Origin of the sequence: Vagococcus jeotgali (genome assembly GCF_035918315.1) — a bacterium.
In the GTDB taxonomy this organism is placed as follows: domain Bacteria; phylum Bacillota; class Bacilli; order Lactobacillales; family Vagococcaceae; genus Vagococcus; species Vagococcus jeotgali.
Genome location: NZ_CP142146.1, coordinates 743,092 through 761,098, shown reverse-complemented (window position 1 = coordinate 761,098; position 18,007 = coordinate 743,092). Strand labels below are relative to the sequence as shown.

The 18,007-nt window shown below is 34.6% G+C and carries 22 protein-coding genes and 2 tRNA genes; 3 read left to right on the top strand and 21 right to left on the bottom strand.

Annotated elements, in window-relative coordinates:
* Window positions 1–268: 268 nt before the first annotated feature.
* A complete protein-coding gene (locus VSF34_RS03985; RefSeq protein WP_326718016.1) occupies window positions 269–976 on the bottom strand; it encodes a GntR family transcriptional regulator in 708 nt (235 codons plus the stop codon).
* Window positions 977–1,189: 213 nt separating this feature from the next.
* On the opposite strand from VSF34_RS03985, the gene VSF34_RS03980 reads away from it, so the two are divergent.
* Complete coding sequence (locus VSF34_RS03980; protein WP_326717761.1) at window positions 1,190–2,200, top strand: ISL3 family transposase; 1,011 nt, start codon at window positions 1,190–1,192, stop codon at window positions 2,198–2,200.
* A gap of 42 nt (window positions 2,201–2,242) precedes the next feature.
* Window positions 2,243–2,401, top strand: a complete 159-nt coding sequence (locus VSF34_RS03975; protein WP_326718015.1) for a transposase — start codon at window positions 2,243–2,245, stop codon at window positions 2,399–2,401.
* A gap of 196 nt (window positions 2,402–2,597) precedes the next feature.
* Here VSF34_RS03975 and VSF34_RS03970 read toward each other — a convergent pair whose 3' ends face one another.
* The 20 genes from VSF34_RS03970 to secG all read right to left on the bottom strand — a co-directional run bounded on the left by VSF34_RS03970 (window position 2,598) and on the right by secG (window position 16,324).
* The gene (locus tag VSF34_RS03970) at window positions 2,598–2,786 is read right to left on the bottom strand and encodes a hypothetical protein (RefSeq protein WP_326717760.1); all 189 of its coding nucleotides are present in this window, start codon (window positions 2,784–2,786) and stop codon (window positions 2,598–2,600) included.
* A 90-nt stretch (window positions 2,787–2,876) separates the two neighbouring features.
* Window positions 2,877–2,948, bottom strand: a tRNA-Gln gene (locus tag VSF34_RS03965).
* Between the two features lie 10 nt (window positions 2,949–2,958).
* Window positions 2,959–3,039: transfer RNA gene (locus tag VSF34_RS03960), tRNA-Tyr, on the bottom strand.
* A 92-nt stretch (window positions 3,040–3,131) separates the two neighbouring features.
* The gene (locus VSF34_RS03955) at window positions 3,132–3,338 is read right to left on the bottom strand and encodes a DUF2969 family protein (protein WP_326717759.1); all 207 of its coding nucleotides are present in this window, start codon (window positions 3,336–3,338) and stop codon (window positions 3,132–3,134) included.
* An 88-nt stretch (window positions 3,339–3,426) separates the two neighbouring features.
* The gene (gene yidD / locus VSF34_RS03950) at window positions 3,427–3,702 is read right to left on the bottom strand and encodes a membrane protein insertion efficiency factor YidD (RefSeq protein ID WP_326717758.1); all 276 of its coding nucleotides are present in this window, start codon (window positions 3,700–3,702) and stop codon (window positions 3,427–3,429) included.
* Between the two features lie 104 nt (window positions 3,703–3,806).
* Entirely contained in the window at window positions 3,807–3,986 is a 180-nt protein-coding gene (locus tag VSF34_RS03945) for a DNA-directed RNA polymerase subunit beta (RefSeq protein WP_326717757.1), read from the bottom strand.
* A 26-nt stretch (window positions 3,987–4,012) separates the two neighbouring features.
* Window positions 4,013–5,311 carry a UDP-N-acetylglucosamine 1-carboxyvinyltransferase gene (murA, locus tag VSF34_RS03940; protein ID WP_326717756.1) on the bottom strand — a complete coding sequence of 433 codons (1,299 nt, stop codon included), beginning with the start codon at window positions 5,309–5,311 and terminating at the stop codon, window positions 4,013–4,015.
* Between the two features lie 118 nt (window positions 5,312–5,429).
* Window positions 5,430–5,672, bottom strand: a complete 243-nt coding sequence (locus VSF34_RS03935) for a DUF1146 family protein (protein ID WP_326717755.1) — start codon at window positions 5,670–5,672, stop codon at window positions 5,430–5,432.
* A 51-nt stretch (window positions 5,673–5,723) separates the two neighbouring features.
* A complete protein-coding gene (locus tag VSF34_RS03930) occupies window positions 5,724–6,143 on the bottom strand; it encodes a F0F1 ATP synthase subunit epsilon (protein WP_326717754.1) in 420 nt (139 codons plus the stop codon).
* Between the two features lie 18 nt (window positions 6,144–6,161).
* Window positions 6,162–7,565 (bottom strand): F0F1 ATP synthase subunit beta, encoded by a 1,404-nt coding sequence (gene atpD, locus VSF34_RS03925; RefSeq protein ID WP_326717753.1) that lies wholly within the window; start codon window positions 7,563–7,565, stop codon window positions 6,162–6,164.
* Between the two features lie 21 nt (window positions 7,566–7,586).
* Window positions 7,587–8,501: a F0F1 ATP synthase subunit gamma gene (locus VSF34_RS03920; RefSeq protein ID WP_326717752.1), complete on the bottom strand. Its 915-nt coding sequence runs from the start codon at window positions 8,499–8,501 to the stop codon at window positions 7,587–7,589.
* An 18-nt stretch (window positions 8,502–8,519) separates the two neighbouring features.
* Window positions 8,520–10,058 (bottom strand): F0F1 ATP synthase subunit alpha, encoded by a 1,539-nt coding sequence (gene atpA / locus VSF34_RS03915; RefSeq protein ID WP_326717751.1) that lies wholly within the window; start codon window positions 10,056–10,058, stop codon window positions 8,520–8,522.
* A gap of 30 nt (window positions 10,059–10,088) precedes the next feature.
* The gene (gene atpH / locus VSF34_RS03910) at window positions 10,089–10,628 is read right to left on the bottom strand and encodes an ATP synthase F1 subunit delta (protein ID WP_326717750.1); all 540 of its coding nucleotides are present in this window, start codon (window positions 10,626–10,628) and stop codon (window positions 10,089–10,091) included.
* Complete coding sequence (gene atpF / locus VSF34_RS03905; protein ID WP_326717749.1) at window positions 10,621–11,142, bottom strand: F0F1 ATP synthase subunit B; 522 nt, start codon at window positions 11,140–11,142, stop codon at window positions 10,621–10,623. Before atpF ends, atpH begins: the two co-directional genes overlap by 8 nt.
* Window positions 11,143–11,199: 57 nt before the next feature.
* Window positions 11,200–11,412 carry an ATP synthase F0 subunit C gene (atpE, locus tag VSF34_RS03900; protein ID WP_326717748.1) on the bottom strand — a complete coding sequence of 71 codons (213 nt, stop codon included), beginning with the start codon at window positions 11,410–11,412 and terminating at the stop codon, window positions 11,200–11,202.
* Between the two features lie 46 nt (window positions 11,413–11,458).
* The gene (atpB, locus tag VSF34_RS03895) at window positions 11,459–12,181 is read right to left on the bottom strand and encodes a F0F1 ATP synthase subunit A (RefSeq protein ID WP_326717747.1); all 723 of its coding nucleotides are present in this window, start codon (window positions 12,179–12,181) and stop codon (window positions 11,459–11,461) included.
* Window positions 12,182–12,426: 245 nt separating this feature from the next.
* The gene (gene smpB / locus VSF34_RS03890; protein ID WP_326717746.1) at window positions 12,427–12,891 is read right to left on the bottom strand and encodes an SsrA-binding protein SmpB; all 465 of its coding nucleotides are present in this window, start codon (window positions 12,889–12,891) and stop codon (window positions 12,427–12,429) included.
* Window positions 12,892–12,903: 12 nt separating this feature from the next.
* A complete protein-coding gene (gene rnr, locus VSF34_RS03885; RefSeq protein ID WP_326717745.1) occupies window positions 12,904–15,261 on the bottom strand; it encodes a ribonuclease R in 2,358 nt (785 codons plus the stop codon).
* A 9-nt stretch (window positions 15,262–15,270) separates the two neighbouring features.
* Complete coding sequence (locus VSF34_RS03880; protein ID WP_326717744.1) at window positions 15,271–16,017, bottom strand: alpha/beta hydrolase; 747 nt, start codon at window positions 16,015–16,017, stop codon at window positions 15,271–15,273.
* Between the two features lie 70 nt (window positions 16,018–16,087).
* A complete protein-coding gene (gene secG / locus VSF34_RS03875; RefSeq protein WP_326717743.1) occupies window positions 16,088–16,324 on the bottom strand; it encodes a preprotein translocase subunit SecG in 237 nt (78 codons plus the stop codon).
* 159 nt (window positions 16,325–16,483) lie between these two features.
* Here secG and VSF34_RS03870 point away from each other — a divergent pair, with 159 nt between their 5' ends.
* Entirely contained in the window at window positions 16,484–17,869 is a 1,386-nt protein-coding gene (locus VSF34_RS03870; protein WP_326716316.1) for an ISNCY family transposase, read from the top strand.
* The last annotated feature ends 138 nt before the right edge of the window (window positions 17,870–18,007 follow it).

The following is an 18,007-nucleotide window of genomic DNA, read 5'->3' as shown; positions in this document are numbered from 1 at the left end:
AAAAGTTAAATCTCAATCACTAACTTGTTATTTTCTCAAACAACTCAAAAGAAAGGCTAATCCTAAAAAAGTAGGACAAGAGGTTTATTAAAAATACCCTCTTATTCCTAGAGATTATCACAGGACGACTCATTGTCAAATTGAGTTTCTATTTTTATTTTTAAGGAATTTACACACTTAACTTGACAAACCCAGTAGGACAGCCTTTCTTTTGAGTTACAAAGAGTTTAATCATGTTATCCAATATGAATACTAACTTCTTCTAAGGTTATTTTTCTAAATAAAATTCAAACCTCTCACCAGCATACTGACTTCGAACATATTCAAACGGTGTTTTATCCTGTAGATAAGAAACCTGTCTCAACCTTAATACAGCATCACCTTTTTTCAGATCCAAATAATGTGCAATGGTCTCTGAAGCACTAAGAGCTGAAATACTCTGAGAAGATTTACCAATCATTCTATGACCGTTATTTTCTAAAGTTTGATATAAAGACGTTGTTATTTCATCTTTAGTAAACCCTTTAACCATATCATAAGGTATGCTTGCTACCTCAAAGCAAATAGGTACATCATCAGCATAGCGAATTCGCTCCATCTTTAAAATTTTTTTGTCCTTAGTAAGCTCTAACTTCTCCATTTCACTTGAGCTAGGGGATGTAATGAAATATGCTATTGTTTGACTTGAGGGCTGACTTCCTTGAGAGCGGACAATATCAGAAAAACTTGTTGTTCCTGTCATCGTCTCTTTTACTTTTTGTCTAGCAACATATGTCCCAGAACCTATTTTTCTCTCCAATATCCCCTCCTCAGCTAAAGTTTGTATTGCTTGTCTCAGAGTCATTCGGCTCACACCAAATGTCTCTGATAACTCTCTTTCAGATGGCAATCTATCGCCGACTTTCCATATACCATCCTCAATTTCTTTTTTTATCTGATCATGTATCTTTATATATACAGGTAACTTTGAAGTCATAACCGCCACTTCCTTCTTCATATCTTTAATGTCATTATATCTTGTCTCTAGTGTCATGACAACATAAGTATCCATACTTTAATAGGGTCTATAATAAATCGTGTTGATGGATAGTTTCCATTAATACGATTTTTTGTTTTTAAATACAAAAAGGAACATCCAAACATGATAAAATAAAGTCGCCAAAAACCAAATTATCAGGAGGATGTTCCCATGGATAATCATACTAGAAAATTACTTAATTTAACAGACAAATCTATTATTTTTGAAAAAGATTGGTTAACTGAGGCTACTATTAGAGGTAGACGCTCAAATATAATAAGGGGAAGACTAACGTCTCCAGACAGAATATGCCCCTCTTGTCATCAGAATACGTGTGTTAAAAATGGTACTTATACTACTAAAACACAACTACCGGAGTTTAATAGGGTCACAACTTATTTAGAACTTAAAAGAGAACGATATCTATGTAAAGAATGCCATACAACATTCAGTGCTGATACTGCGTTAGTCGATGACTATTGTCATATATCGAAAACATTAAAGTATCAAATCGCCTTAGATTTGAAAGAAGATCGTTCAAGAAAAGAGATTGCTAGATTTCATCATGTTTCTGATAACACGGTACAACGTGTTTTATACGACTTTACCAACCACTGTCTAACCAACTTTCAACATCTACCAAAAGTACTATGTGTCGATGAATTTAAATCAACTAAGTCATGTCAATCTGGTATGAGCTTTATTTGTGCTGATGCTGAAAGTAAAAAGATTATTGATATTTTACCAGATAGACGCCTCTTCTCTCTTATTAAGTACTTCCTGAAATACTCCAGAAAAGAGCGGTTAAAAGTGAAGTTTCTCGTCATGGATATGAATGCCAACTACGGTGGCCTTCTTAAAACTATATTTCCACATGCAGAGATTGTGACAGATAGATTCCATATCATTCAGCATATCAATCGTTCTTTTAATCAACTAAGAATAAAAGAAATGAATCAATTAAAACGTTATGATAATGAAGAAGCAAAACAATACCGGAGAATAAAAAAATATTGGAAACTATTTTTAAAAGACTCTAGTCAATTAAGTGCCACTACATATAGTAATTATCCTCTTTTCAATAAAAGTATGACACAAGTTGGTGTCATTGAAGAACTTCTTTCCTATAACTCAACTATAAAAATCGCATATGATTATATACAAGAGTTAAAATATGCTTAGGAAACAAAGGATTCAGACTTATTTTTAGAATTAACCCATTCTATCTCTAATGAGCTTCCTAAGGAATTTAAAGCCAAATTCAAAACATTCCAAACCTTCAGGCAAGGTGTTACCAATGCTTTAAATTATTCTTATTCAAATGGTTTTTTAGAAGGAATTAACAACCGAATCAAAGCTATCAAACGAATAGCCTATGGTTAACGAAATTTCTTAACTTTTAAGCGACGGATTTTCCTTATTCAAGGTCAATCATTTCAATTTAATTAAAAAGAAGAAGGAGGAAAAATCCCCCTTCTTCTAATGCCCTTATTTTATCAATTTTTAAATATCAACACGATTTGACGAAGAGCCCTTTAATAAAACAAAAAACTTCCCAAAGGTTAGGAAGTTTTTTGTTTTAATAATATTTAGCATGCCATTTTCTTTGGTTTTGCTTGATCTTAGTATGTTTTGTCGTTTTTGAATCTTTTTTGCTAGGTAAGATTAATTGTGCTGTTGTTTTAACAGATTCCACAGCTTCTGTTCCTTTTAATGATTCACGTATCCCCATAATTTGTGTTGCAAGCTTGTTAGATAATTCTTCCATTGAATATATCGTCCCTTCAGATTATTTACTTTAAGAATAACATACATTTGATAAAATAAAAAATCTAACACATATGCGTTAGATTTTGTACTGGGCTAGCTGGATTCGAACCAACGAGTGACGGAGTCAAAGTCCGTTGCCTTACCGCTTGGCTATAGCCCAATATTAAAAATGGAGGGAGGCAGATTCGAACTGCCGAACCCGAAGGAGCGGATTTACAGTCCGCCGCGTTTAGCCACTTCGCTATCCCTCCGTGTCGATTAGGTGTTATTTATCAACCCGACTTCAATATAATAACTAATTTTCAGATAAATTGCAAGTCTTTTTCAAACTTTTTTTATTTTTTTAATTGTGTAAATTCCAATGACGAAGTATCTCTTCATGAGCACTATCTTGATCTTTAAAAATACCTAAAATACCGTGTGAATGTTCTGCTTGATATTTATTTTCAGATAATTCAGTCACTTTACCAATCATTTTTTTACCAATTGATAATTCATGATGAGTACCTAAATCTTTAATCGTTACTTCAACGGGTTTATTCTTTTTCATTATTTTCATCCCCTTTTCTCAACTAAATTATCATAACATATATCTAAAATTTTGTTAAGTCTAAAGCCAGGTAGATACATAGTAAGTTTTATTTTTGTTTATTATAAGGACCACGATAAGTTTCATCTGGATTTTTTCTTAAAGAAAATTTAGATGGTACATAATCTATACCACCTTTCACAAATGGGTGACAACGTAAAATACGACCTAATCCCATAATTGACCCTTTAATTGCCCCGTGGTAATTAATGGCATCAACTGTGTATTGTGAACAGGTCGGATGATAACGACAACTTTTAGGAAGCAAGGGTGAGATAAATTTTTGATAAAAACGAACGGGCAATATAAATATTTTTTTTAACATATTTTCACCTTTTTTAAAGTTAAGAAACAAAGCAACAAACACAAAAATTAAACCTCTTTTTGTACCTGTTGCTCTTTCTTCTCATTTATATAACTATAACTTTATTATTTTACAAATTCAATAATATGTTGCCATGTTTCTTGATTAAAGACCTCATTGGAACTACCTTTACCAAAATACACGTAGCCTACAAAGAGCCCTGCAAAAAACAAAGCAAGCAAGACAAGCACAACCAATATAACTAAAAATAATTGAGATAATACTTTTTTGGTTATTGGATTCATTGTGACTCACCTCTTTTTATCTATTTTTACAGTGACCACTCAAATTCTTCAATAGCAATATCCGAAGAATCAATACGATCAATATCAGCACCTAATCCAGCTAGTTTTTCATGGAATTTATAGTAACCACGATCTAGATGCTCTAATTTCGTCACTTTAGTAACAGAATCGGCAACCATCCCTGCAATAATTAACGCTGCTGCAGCTCGTAGATCAGTTGCTCCTACTTGTGCTCCTTGCAACTGTGGAACACCACTGATATAGGCAACGTTGTTTGAAATACGATACTTAGCACCCATACGTTGCAATTCATCTAAATGTTGAAATCTATTTTCAAATAATGTTTCAGTCAAAATACTATCTCCAGTAGCTAATACCATTAAGACACTCATTTGAGCTTGCATATCAGTTGGGAATCCTGGATGAGGTAGAGTCTTCACATCAGTTGCTCGTAAAACATTTGGGCCAATAACTCTGACACCGTCAGCTTCTTCTGTTACTTTAACACCCATTTCAATCAATTTAGAAATCAACGGACTGTTATGCTCCACAATCGCATCTTTCACTAATACATTCCCACCGGTAGCTGCTGCAGCAACCATGAATGTTCCAGCTTCAATTCTATCTTGTACAACACTGTGCGTTGTCCCACATAAACTATCCACACCTTCAATTCTAATGGTTTCCGTTCCAGCTCCACTGATTTTTGCACCCATTTTGTTTAAGTACATAGCTAAATCAACAATTTCAGGTTCTCTAGCCACGTTCTCAATGACAGTTATACCTTTTGCTTTAACAGCTGCCATCATGATATTTTGTGTTGCACCAACACTTGGGAAATCTAGGTAAATTCTAGCACCCTTTAACTCATCAGCAACAGCTTCAATATAACCATTTGTTTGGGTGATCTTAGCTCCTAGAGCCTGAAATCCTTTTAAATGTAAATCAATCGGTCTTGTTCCAATCGCACAGCCTCCAGGCATAGCAACTTTAGCACGACCAGTACGAGCTAAAAGTGGGCCCATAACAACAATTGAGGCACGCATTTTACTAACGTATTCAAAAGGAGCCTCTGTTTCTAATTCTTTTGTAGCGTCAATAGATACAGTATTTGTTTTTTCATCAAATTCTACATCTGTATTTAAATGCTTAATAACTTGGTTCATCGCAAATACATCTGATAATATTGGGGCATTTGTTATTGTTGTTTGTCCTCCATCCGCTAATAGAGCACCTGCTAGAATAGGTAGTACAGCATTTTTTGCACCTTCCACTTTAACAGTACCTTCTAAACTTTTACCACCACGAACTACAATATATTCCATTAAATTTTTCCCTCCATAGATATAAGGAATTCTACATAAATCCAAGTCATTATATCATGGTTTCTAGGAAAAACATAATTTTTTATTTTTACATGTTTTATATTTTAGATAATTACAGTTAGATAATAAGTCCTTCTGCATAATTTCGTATTAAAAATATAATTTCTAAAAAGAAATTACTCACGTTATACCCTACAGCAATAGCAACTAGAGCATAAAAAATTCTAATCTGTTTATCATACTGTACCCCTTTTTTAAAAATAACATCCAAACGAAGGGACTGTAAGCTCCAAAATGCGAAATATATAAAAGCTAAATGACTAAAAATTCTAACAAACGTATCTATTCCATAAACTGACATATACTCACTTCCTTTCCATAAGAAAAAGGTAAAGAAACCACATGGGCCCCCTTACCTTTCTTTATCAGCTACATTTAATCGATTAATAGCACGGTACAAAGCAACCTTTGCACGGTCCATATCGATTGTTTCATCATGCTCTTCCTTAGCTCTAGCAATTTTACCTTCAGCACGTTCCTTAGCTTCTTTAGCTCTTGATACATCAATATCGCCTTCTTTTTCAGCACTATTAGCTAAAATTGACACGACATTGTCTCGTACTTCGATTATTCCACCATTTACAGCTACCCAATCTTTCTTATCTCCTTCTAAATCAATACGAACAGCATCAATTTTTAAAGGAGCGATTAAAGGAGCATGTTTTGGTAAAATACCAAGGGAGCCTGCTTCAGTATTAGCCACTAAGAAAATAGCATCTTGATCATAAACAATCCCATTTGGGGTTACGATATTCACTAAAAAGGTACTCATATCTATTTTCCCCCTTGCCTACTGCTCTAATTTCTGAGCTTTTTCAATCACTTCTTCAATTCGTCCTACCATACGAAAAGCATCTTCTGGTAAATCATCATATTTACCATCTAATATCTCTCTAAAACCTTTAACAGTTTCTTTTAACGGTACGTAACTACCTGGTTGACCTGTAAATTGTTCAGCAACGTGGAAGTTTTGTGATAAGAAAAATTGAACACGTCTAGCACGACCTACGACGATTTTTTCTTCTTCACTTAATTCATCCATACCTAAAATAGCGATAATATCCTGTAATTCTTTGTAGCGTTGTAATAAACGTTGAACCTCTGTGGCTACCTTATAATGCTCTTCCCCTACAATAGTTGGCTCTAAAGCACTTGAAGATGACGCTAGTGGATCAACGGCAGGATAGATACCCTGCTCAGTCAAACGACGCTCTAAGTTAGTTGTTGCATCCAAATGGGCAAAAGCTGTTGCTGGAGCCGGATCTGTATAATCATCGGCTGGTACATAAATCGCTTGGATTGATGTAATTGATCCAGATTTTGTTGACGTGATACGCTCTTGTAATTGTCCCATCTCTGTTGCGAGTGTTGGTTGATAACCAACAGCAGAAGGCATACGTCCTAGAAGAGCTGATACCTCAGATCCAGCTTGAGTAAACCTAAAGATGTTATCGATAAACAATAGTACATCTTGTTTTTCTTGATCACGGAAATACTCAGCCATTGTTAAACCAGTTAAAGCAACACGCATACGAGCTCCAGGTGGCTCATTCATTTGACCAAAGACCATGGCAGTTTTTTCAATAACCCCTGAGTCTTTCATTTCAAAGTACAAGTCATTTCCTTCACGAGTACGCTCACCAACACCAGCAAATACTGATAATCCACCTAACTCTTGAGCTATATTATTAATTAATTCTTGAATTAGAACGGTTTTACCAACACCGGCACCACCAAACAACCCAACTTTACCACCTTTTAAATAAGGGGCCAGAAGATCAATAACTTTAATACCTGTCTCTAAAATCTCTGTACTTGAGCTTAGCTCATCAAAAGCGGGTGCTTTTTGGTGAATATTATCTCTTTGGATTGAATCATCCAACGGTTTACCTAAATCAATAGGATCTCCCAATACATTGAATACACGACCTAAAGTTTCTGGACCTACTGGCACACTAATTGGAGCCCCAGTATTTAATACTTCCATCCCTCTTTGTAATCCATCTGTCGATTCCATTGAAATCGTACGAACTGTTCCATCACCAATTTCAAGAGTTGTCTCTAAAACAATTTTCTCTTTTGTACCAGGTTTATATACAATAAGTGCATCATTAATATCTGGTAATGATTGATCTAATGGAAAGACGACGTCCACAACGGGACCAATGACTTGGGCTATTTTCCCTACTTTCATTTCATCTTTTCCTCCTCGTGACTATTCTAATGCTGCTGCACCGCTGACAATCTCAATGATCTCTTCAGTAATGGCAGCTTGGCGTGCTCTATTATATGAAATCGTTAAATCATCAATAATATTTGCCGCATTTTCAGTTGCATTCTTCATAGCTGTCATGCGAGCTGCATGTTCAGCAGTTTTAGAATCTAAAGCTGCTCCGTATATCAAGCTCTCAGCATAAAGAGGTAATAATGTGTTTAAAATGGCATCTTCTGATGGTTCTAAAATATAATCCTGCTCAAAAGTCTCTGCTTCTTTAGCATCTAAATCCACAATCGGCAACATTTTTTCAGCACGAAATGACGATGCTAATGTATTGATATGATGGTTATAACACACGTATAATTCATCAAAAACCTCTGTGTTATACATTTGAAGTGCAGCATTAACTATCTTTCTTACCTCATCATAGGAAGGTTGATCACTTAAACCTCTTAATTCATAAGCAACAGGGTAATCCCGTTGTTTAAAAAAATCTGCTCCAGTTCGACCAATAGCCATTAATACGACATTACTATCGTTTTCTTTATCCTTAGCGAGAATATCTAGCATGTTTTTTAAGACAGAGCTGTTATATCCTCCAGCTAAACCTTTATCAGAAGTAATCACAATATAACCAATTGTTTTCACTTCACGAGCAATTAAAAGCTGATGATACATTTGCATGTCATCTTCAAAGCTTGAATAGTCAGCATTATCGATAGCTGTTAATTGCGATGAAGCTAAATGGGTTGTGATACTTCTCACTTTAGTTGCATACTCTTGAAAGCGTCTTGATGATTGTTCAGATTTCGCCAATTTAGAAGCAGCAACCATTTGCATAGCGCTTGTAATTTGACTAGTCTTTTTAGTCGAAGCTATTCTCTTTTTAATATCTATAAGTGAACCGCTCATTAATCAATCACCACTTTCTTAAGATTGTTTGATTTCGTCTACAACTGAAAACTCATTAAAATTAAAAATCTCTGTAAACTCTTTAATCGCTTTATCTAAATCAGCTTCATTAGGTAAAGCTTTTGTTGTACGAATAGTGTCATAAATTGCTGGATAGTTGTTGCCAACATATTCAAATAATTCACTTTCAAAACGCGTAATCTCATCTACTGGAATACCATCTAAAAAGCCATGAGTTAACGCATATAAAATTAACACTTGTTTTTCCACAGCTAATGGCTCATGAACTTTTTGTTTCAATACTTCTACGGTACGTTTACCACGATTTAACTTAGCTTGAGTTACTGCATCTAAGTCAGAACCAAACTGAGTAAAAGCCTCTAGCTCTCTGTAACTAGCTAAATCTAAACGAAGCGTCCCAGCTACTTTTTTCATAGCTTTAATTTGAGCAGACCCACCAACACGAGATACCGATAACCCAGCAGCAACAGCTGGACGAACACCCGAGTGGAATAGATCACTCTCTAAGAAAATTTGACCATCTGTGATTGAAATCACGTTTGTTGGGATGTAAGCAGAAATATCTCCTGCTTGCGTCTCGACAATCGGTAAAGCTGTCATTGATCCACCACCAAGTTTATCACTAAGTTTTGCAGAACGCTCTAAAAGACGAGAGTGTAAATAAAACACATCTCCAGGGAAAGCCTCACGACCTGGAGGACGACGAAGTAGTAAAGATAGCTCACGGTACGCAGCTGCTTGTTTTGATAAATCATCATAAACAACTAACACGTGTTTACCGTTATACATAAATTCCTCACCCATCGTTGCACCTGTGTAAGCTGCTAAATAAAGTAGGGGTGCTGGTTGACTAGCACCAGCTGTTACAATAATTGTATAATCCATTGCATCATGCTGTTTTAAAATCTCAACTTGATTTTTTACTGTTGATTCTTTTTGACCAATTGCTACATAAATACAAATAGTACCTTGATCTTTTTGATTAATAATTGTATCAATAGCAATTGATGTTTTTCCTGTCTTACGGTCACCAATGATCAACTCACGCTGACCACGACCTATCGGTACTAAAGCATCAATAGCTTTTAACCCTGTTTGCAAGGGCTCATCTACTGACTTACGAGCCATAACACCAGGAGCTTGTGCTTCAATTGGACGTGTTTTATTTGTATCAATTGGACCCATGCCATCAATTGGTTCACCAAGTGGATTAACCACACGACCTATCAATGCTTCACCAACTGGAACTTCCATAATACGTTGTGTTCGTTTTACTTTGTCACCTTCACGAATATGTTCAAACTCACCTAAGATAACAATACCAACATTATCTCTTTCTAAGTTTTGTGCCATACCGTAAACACCGTTATCAAATTCTAAAAGCTCTCCAGCCATGGCATTTTCTAATCCATCAGCACGAGCAATTCCATCACCAACATATGTTACTGTTCCGACTTCATCAACGGTCAATGATTCTTCGTACTTAGCAAGTTGTTGTTTTATATGCGAACTAATATCTTCCGCTTTAATACTCATGTATGTCACCTCTCAACTTGTCGTTAAACATTAAGCTAATAGTTCAGCATGTATGTTATTTAGTTCTGTACGTACACTTTGATCTATAATTTGATGTTCTGATTCGACAATCATTCCACCCATAATAGCTGGATCTAATTTTGTTCTTAATACAACTTTAGATGCATGAAATTGTTTTGCCAAACTTATTTCTAATTCGTGTCTTTGTTCTAAAGATAAAGCTACTGCTGTTGTTACCACAGCTACCACAATACCAAACTGTTTGTAAAATAAATGCTCGTATTCATCAATAATATCCAGCATATCATCCATGCGACCATAGTCATAAATTGTATGAATAAACTTTGCAATCACATCACTGAAGCTATTTTCAAGATCTTTGACAATATTTACTTTTTCATAAACAGCTAAACGATCATCAGTTAGAATCTCGCCTAAATCAGGTACCTGATGATAGACTTCTCTTAGTTCTAATAACTCTTGATAAACTTCAGAAGTTGCCTTTAGTTGAATGGCTTGATCAAATAGAGCTTGTCCATAAGTTCTTGCTACATTAAATTTCTTAGCCATTATCATCAGCCCCTAGCTGTTCAATACTTGATTGAATCAATTCTTGATGTGCACTAGCTGTCAATTCTTTCTTAAGGATTTTAGAAGCGATTTCTATTGATAAATCAGCGACTTCATTCTTAGCTTCTTCAACCATTCTCTCACGTTCAAGACGAATGTCTTCTTTTGCTTGTTTTTTCATACGTACTGCGTTGTCTTGCGCATCGATTAAAATATGATGTGCATTCTTTTCAGCAGTCTCTTTTGCTTGAGCAATAATACTTTGAGCTTCTGTACGAGCCTCTTTTAATTCCAATTCTCTTTGCTTTTCTAAATTAGCTGCATTTAGCTTTGACTGTTCTGCATTATCAATATCTCCGGCGATTTTATTCTCGCGGGCATCCATCATGTTAATAACAGGTCCCCATGCGAATTTCTTTAAAGCCAATAACAATACAAGAAACGATACTAATACAAAAAGGATTGTACTTAGCGTAGTTTGCCCAGAGCTTGCAATCACTAATTGATTGATCATGTGTTTACTACACTCCTTTTCTATTCACCTTTTTTTAAGATGCAATCTTGTTAATTGTTATTTAAATACTAATAATAAGGCAATAACTACACCTAGAATTGGTACAGCCTCGATTAAGGCTACCCCGATAAACATTGTACTTCTTAATTGACCTGATAATTCTGGTTGACGTGTCATTGATTCTAAAGTTTTTGAAATGACTTTCCCGTTTCCGTAAGCTGCTCCGATTGAAGCTCCAAATACTGCGATTGCTGCTGCAAGGTATTGCATGTTGTTTTCCTCCTAGAATATAAAACTTATTTGTTTGATATGTTTGTTAATGTTCTTCTGTCTCAACTTTATGTGAAATGTAAACCATCATTAAAGTTACAAAGATAAATGCTTGAACAGCCCCAATAAATAATGAGAAGGTCTGCCAAATGACTTCAAGCGGTAAAGCTAAGATAAATTTCGTAGGGCTACTTGCTCCTAGATTTGCAATCAAGGATAGTAAAACCTCTCCAGCAAAAATATTACCGTATAAACGAAGTCCTAACGTTAAAACGTTTGTAAATTCTTCAATTAGCTTAATCGGTAATAAAATTGCAGTCGGTTTCATAAAACTATTCACAAAATAATTTTTGATACCTTGTTTTCTAATACCGTAGTAGTTAGATAACACGATGGCAGTTAGCGCAAGTGTTAAAGTCACCAAAGGATCTGCCGTTGGACTTTTCCATAACGTCACATCGTCTGGTAAAATTGTTATTTTAATCACTAAACCTAAAAGGTTAGAAACTAAAATAAACATAAAGAATGTAAAAGCTAACAAATGATATTGTGCTACTTCTTTCTTCTGAACGTTATCTGAAACAATTCCTCTTACAAAATCAATAATGTACTCTAAGACATTTTGTTTCCCCTTAGGTTTCATCTGTAAGTTACGACTGCAAAAATAGACAATGGCAAATACTAATAAACATGTTAATACAGTCATTATCACAACAGTACCGTCAAAGGTTATCCCACCAATGGTAAATAGCCAGGATTGTTCTTCCACTTATTTCACCCCTTTTCCTTTCTAAAATCGACCTAATAAGAAGAATAACTCTTCTGTATTATAAACAAATAGACCAGTTGCCTGGTATATTTATTTATTGGATTCAAAAATCTTCTCCAACGAAACTATAATAACACCAAATGATTAATAACACAAAAAAATTTCCAAAGGTTTTACTAAGTTTTAAATTGATCATTAAATGAAAAAAAGACAATTTTACAACTGTCTTTTCCTTCATTATTTTACTATTTTTGCCTCTCACGCATCATTCGATTGATTTCACGATTCATATCTTTACGCTTTAAATCTTCCCGCTTATCATACTGTTTTTTACCTTTAGCAAGACCAAGTAACACTTTGGCAAAACCATCTTTTATATAAACTTTAAGAGGAATTAGTGTTATTCCTGTATTTTTCATTTCATTATTTATCTTCATAATTTGTTTTTTATGAAGCAATAATTTTCTTGTGCGCAGAGGATCATGGTTGAAGATATTCCCTTGTTCATAGGGACTTATATGAACATTCATTAAATAAAGTTCCCCGTCCCTAACTCTTGCAAAACCATCTTTCAAGTTTATTTTACGTTGTCTAATAGATTTTATTTCTGTACCTTTTAGTACAATACCTGCCTCAAACGTCTCTAATATAGCATAATCATGACTCGCTTTACGATTTTGGGCAATTAAATTTCCGTCACCTTTAGGCACTGATATTCACCTCTATTTTTTTCTATCTTTTGATTTATTTTTCTTTTTTGCCGATTTATAGAATGGTTTTTTCCCTTTTTTATTGGAGTTTTTATCTTCTCTTTCTTTATTTCCTTGATTAGAAGTTTTTCCTTTTCTTCTTGGAGAACTTTCTCTTGTTTTTCTTTTTCTATCTCTCGTTGGTACCTCGATTGAATCAGTTAACGTTTCAGAAGATAACAGTTCAAAATCAATTTCTCTTGTTTCTGCATCAGCTTTAATAACTTTAATTCTTACCTTTTGTCCAAGTTTATAAACTTTACCAGTTCGCTCCCCAACTAAAGCCATATGATTTTCAATAAAATGATAATAGTCATCAGTTAATTGGTTCACATGAATCAAGCCCTCGACAGTATTAGCTAACTCAACAAACATTCCAAATTTGGTAATTGCCGTAATAATACCATCAAATTCTTCTCCAACTTTATCTTCCATAAATTCAGCTTTTTTAAGTTTATCTGTTTCTCTTTCAGCCTCAACAGCCCGACGCTCCATTTTCGAGCTGTGATCAGCAATCTCAGGAATAGTATCTTCCCACTTTTGTTTTAACTTATCAGATACTTTTTTACCTTGATAAGATTTAATCAATCTATGAACAATTAAATCTGGGTAACGTCTAATAGGAGAAGTAAAATGAGTATAATCCTCAGCTGCTAGACCATAATGACCACTTGGGTCTTCAGAATACTTAGCTTGTTGCATACTACGAAGTAACATCATGCTCACAACTGGCTCTTCTGGTTTTCCTTGGACACTATCTAGTACTCTTTGTAATTCCTTTGGAGAGACTTGTTCCTTACTACCTTTGACCATAATACCAAAATGAGTCATAAATTCTAAAAATCGTTGGATTTTTTCTTCTTTTGGATGTTCATGGATTCGGTAAATAAAAGGTAACTCTAAATCGGTATAAGTTTTAGCTACTGTTTCATTGGCTGCTAACATGAATGATTCAATCAAACGCTCAGCTACTTTTCTTGTTCTCAGTTTGATATCAACTGGTCGTCCTTCTTCATCAACAACAATGTAGGCTTCTCTATCTTCAAAAGCAATCGCACCACGTTTCATACGCATCTCTTCTAGGATATGATGTAATTCAGCCATATCATGATACATTGGAACAAATTCTTGATACTTCGCAATTGTCTCTTCATTAGTTCCTTCAATAATTTCATTAACTTCATCATAAGTCATTCGAGCTTTTGAGTGAATCACAGTTTCAAAAATATCATGAGAAACTACGTGTCCTTCTTGGTTAATTTCCATTTCACAAGCCATAGCAAGTCTATCCACGTTAGGGTTTAGTGAACAAATACCATTAGATAATTTTCTTGGTAACATTGGAATAACTCTATCTGTTAAGTACACACTTGTTGCTCTATCACTTGCTTCTTGATCAAGCGACGTTCCTTCAGTAACATAATGGGTCACATCTGCAATGTAGACACCTAGGAAGTAATTACCATTATCTAGTTTTTTAACTGTTACGGCATCATCTAAATCTTTCGCATCAGCCCCGTCAATAGTAATAATCATCTTATCACGTAAATCAACGCGACCTTCCATATCTTCTGCTCGCACAACATCTGGCAACTTTTCTGCTTCTTGTATTGTCTCATTATCAAATTCTGTTGGTATCCCTAATTGTAAAACGATTGATAAAATATCCATACCTGGATCATTTTTATGACCGATCACTTGTTTAATTAGACCTTCAAAACTGTTAGTATACCCTTCTTCTGGGTAATGCGTCACTTCCACAGCCACCACACTACCATCATCTGGTAAAATACCACCTGGAGCGGTAAACACTTTGTAATTTCCTAGTTTTTTATCTTTAGGAGTCACAACACCTGATAGGCCTGTTTCTTGTTGTTCACTTTCAGTAAACAAGGTAAATATGCCAACAATCTGAGTGAATCCTCGTTCAATAATACGTGTGACTCTACCTTCTGGCCCCTTATCTTCTACCGGATTGCCAGGATTTAATATCTCCACTTCAACTGTGTCACCATTTAAAGCATAAGCGGTATTTTCCTTACTAACAAAGACATCTGATTCCTCACCTTCAATGGCAATGAAACCAAACCCACGCTCATTGGCTAAAAATGTCCCCGTTAAAGCTTCTTTTTTAGCTACTAATTTTACTTTGCCTTTTTGACTAAAGGCAACTAATTTCTCACGCTCCATTTGAGCAATAATTTGTACTAATTCTCTGAAATCATCACTTTTTTGTAGTCCTAACATCTCTGATAGTTCTTCAATTGAAAATGACTTCTTTTTACTTGAAGCCATTGCCTCAATAATATTTGTTTTAATTGTTTTTTCCATAGTTTTCTCCTACTTCCAAGGTAACTGATGAATAAAATGAATGACATCTTTTTCAAATTTAAACTTATCTTTACTTATTGTAATCACATGTGTACTATTTGGATACCAATGTGTTTCAACTAATGCGTGAGTCAATTTACTTGCTGCTTTATAAACAGCTTGAGCATTAATTAACTCATCTTTTCCAGATTGAGCTAGAAAAATTGGTTTTTCCACATAATGTAAAGATAGTTCTACCGTTTCTGTTACCTGATTTATCTCTTTCATCTGTTTTTTTAATGGTTCTTTTATGTTTTCTATTTTGTTAGCTAGCTCAATACCAGCTAAGCCTGATTGACCATAAAGGTACTCACAATATTTTAAAAAGCTTGGGTAAATATTAATCATCTCATCTGGGACTAAAGGAGAAGAAAATGATCCTCCCCCAACAAAAATATCAGGGTAAGATTCTATTAATTTCATCGCATACACACCACCCATGGATAAACCAAATACTGCAATGTCATCATGACCTTCACTCACTAAGAAATTCATCGCTTCATGAGCATCACTTAGCCAGTCATCTCCAGTTTGGTTCAAAATATTCATAGGGTCTTGTGTTCCGTGTCCTGAAAACATGGGTGTATATATTGAGTAGCCTTCTCGCTCGATTTTCCTAGCTAGAGACCTAACATCATTGGGGCTACCTGTATAAGCATGAAAGATTAATACTGCTTTATTGCTTTTTTTGATATATAAAGATTCTGGTTTCAACATCATCTTCCTCTCTTTTTATATCATTGTACCAATAAAAAAGTCCCCTGTCATAACAGGAGACTACATGATATTATTTTGAGGATAAAAAGGCTAAACCAATAGCCACTGCTACCCAAGCAACACCTAATACCGTTGTTGCTCTTTTCATAAATGCTTCAAATCCACGTGCTTTTGCTTTACCGAACAATTCACTTGCCCCACCTGAAAAGGCACTAGCAGCGCTGTTTTGTTTACTTGGTTGCATGATAACTGCAATAATAATTAATACGGATAAAATTAACATTACAGTCAGTAAGAATTGATACATAATAACTCTCCTCATCTTGGTCATATAATTATCTATTCATTATATCATACTTTTTTTTATTTGCCAATTATCATTCGAAAGTGATAATGTCCTAAGTAGGTCGAAAGACAAAATGTCCCAAAATGATAAAATAACTTTATGAAAAGGATAAATCTAACAATGAATGAAACCAAAAAGTATCAAGTTATTAAAGCTGTCGCTGAAAATAAAAAACAAAAAAAGAGAGCTAGTGTTGAACTTAATTTATCTATACGACAAATTAACCGTTTAGTGAAATCATACAGGGAAAATGGTAAATCAGCATTTGTCCATAAAAATCGAGGGAGAAAAAATAAGCACTCTGTGCCTGAAAAAGTAAAACAACAAATAATCACTAGTTATCAATCGTTTAGTATTAAACCAAATATTAGGCATTTTACTGAAATACTGAAAAACGACCATCATATCTGTTATACAGATACTACAATTAGAAGCATCCTGTACAAAGCAAAAATACTTTCACCAAAGGCTCAAAAAAAGACAAAAAGAAGACTCAAACAATTAATAAAGCAAGAAGGTCAACAAACCAAACAATCAGAGAACCTATTGGTTCCAAGAGCTGAAGACTACCTAGAACTCCCTGAAAAGACCCATCCTAGTCGACCTAGAAAAAAATACAAAGGAGAATTAATTCAATTAGATGCTAGTTCATATAATTGGTTTGGAAATCAAATAACTCATCTTCATTTAGCTATTGACGACGCATCAGGTAATATTGTTGGCGCTTATTTTGACCAACAGGAAACGCTCAATGGTTATTACCATGTTCTTCATCAAATTCTGACAAAACAAGGGATTCCTGCCACTTTTCTAACAGATAAACGAACCGTCTTTGAGTACAACAGAAAATCAACAAAAGCTGTAGAAGAAGATACGTTCACGCAGTTTGGGTTTGCTTGTCATCAATTAGGTATTGACATAAAAACATCCTCTATTCCTCAAGCGAAAGGTCGTGTAGAACGTTTAAATGGGACAGTGCAATCAAGATTGCCTGTTGATCTTGAGATAGCAAATATACATTCTATAGAGGAGGCTAATCAATTTCTATCTGTATGGATTCGAAAGTTTAATCGACAATTTGGTCACAAAACTGCAGAAAGTGTTTATGAAACTTCTCCTACAACAGCTGAAATTAATTTATTACTAGCTACTGTCTCTCATCGTATAGTCGATAATGGCCATCATATTAAGTATCAAAATAAATTTTATCTTCCAATGGAAGGTAGTAGCGACAAATATTTTACAAGAAAAACAAAAGCATTAATTATAAAAGCTTTTAACGGGGAGATTTATGTTAATATAGCAGAAAAAATTTATCCTACTAGACGATTAAAAACCCACGAGACCTATTCAAAAGAGTTTGATGGGGTTTCTTCAGATATAAAAAAAGAAAGACGCAAGTACATTCCACCACAGTCACATCCGTGGAAACTTGAGTCTTTCAAAAGGTATCTTCAAAGTATTGACCGTACTATCGAAGAATATGAGGCTGAAAAAACAGCCTGAAACAAAAAGTACCTTATTTTACCAATAATGGTCACATTAGTGCAAGTTTTACGCAGTAAAGATTGCGCTAATGTGAGCCCTCATTTTGGGACATTTTTATGTTCGATTGACATATTTCGATTAAACAAATATACAATC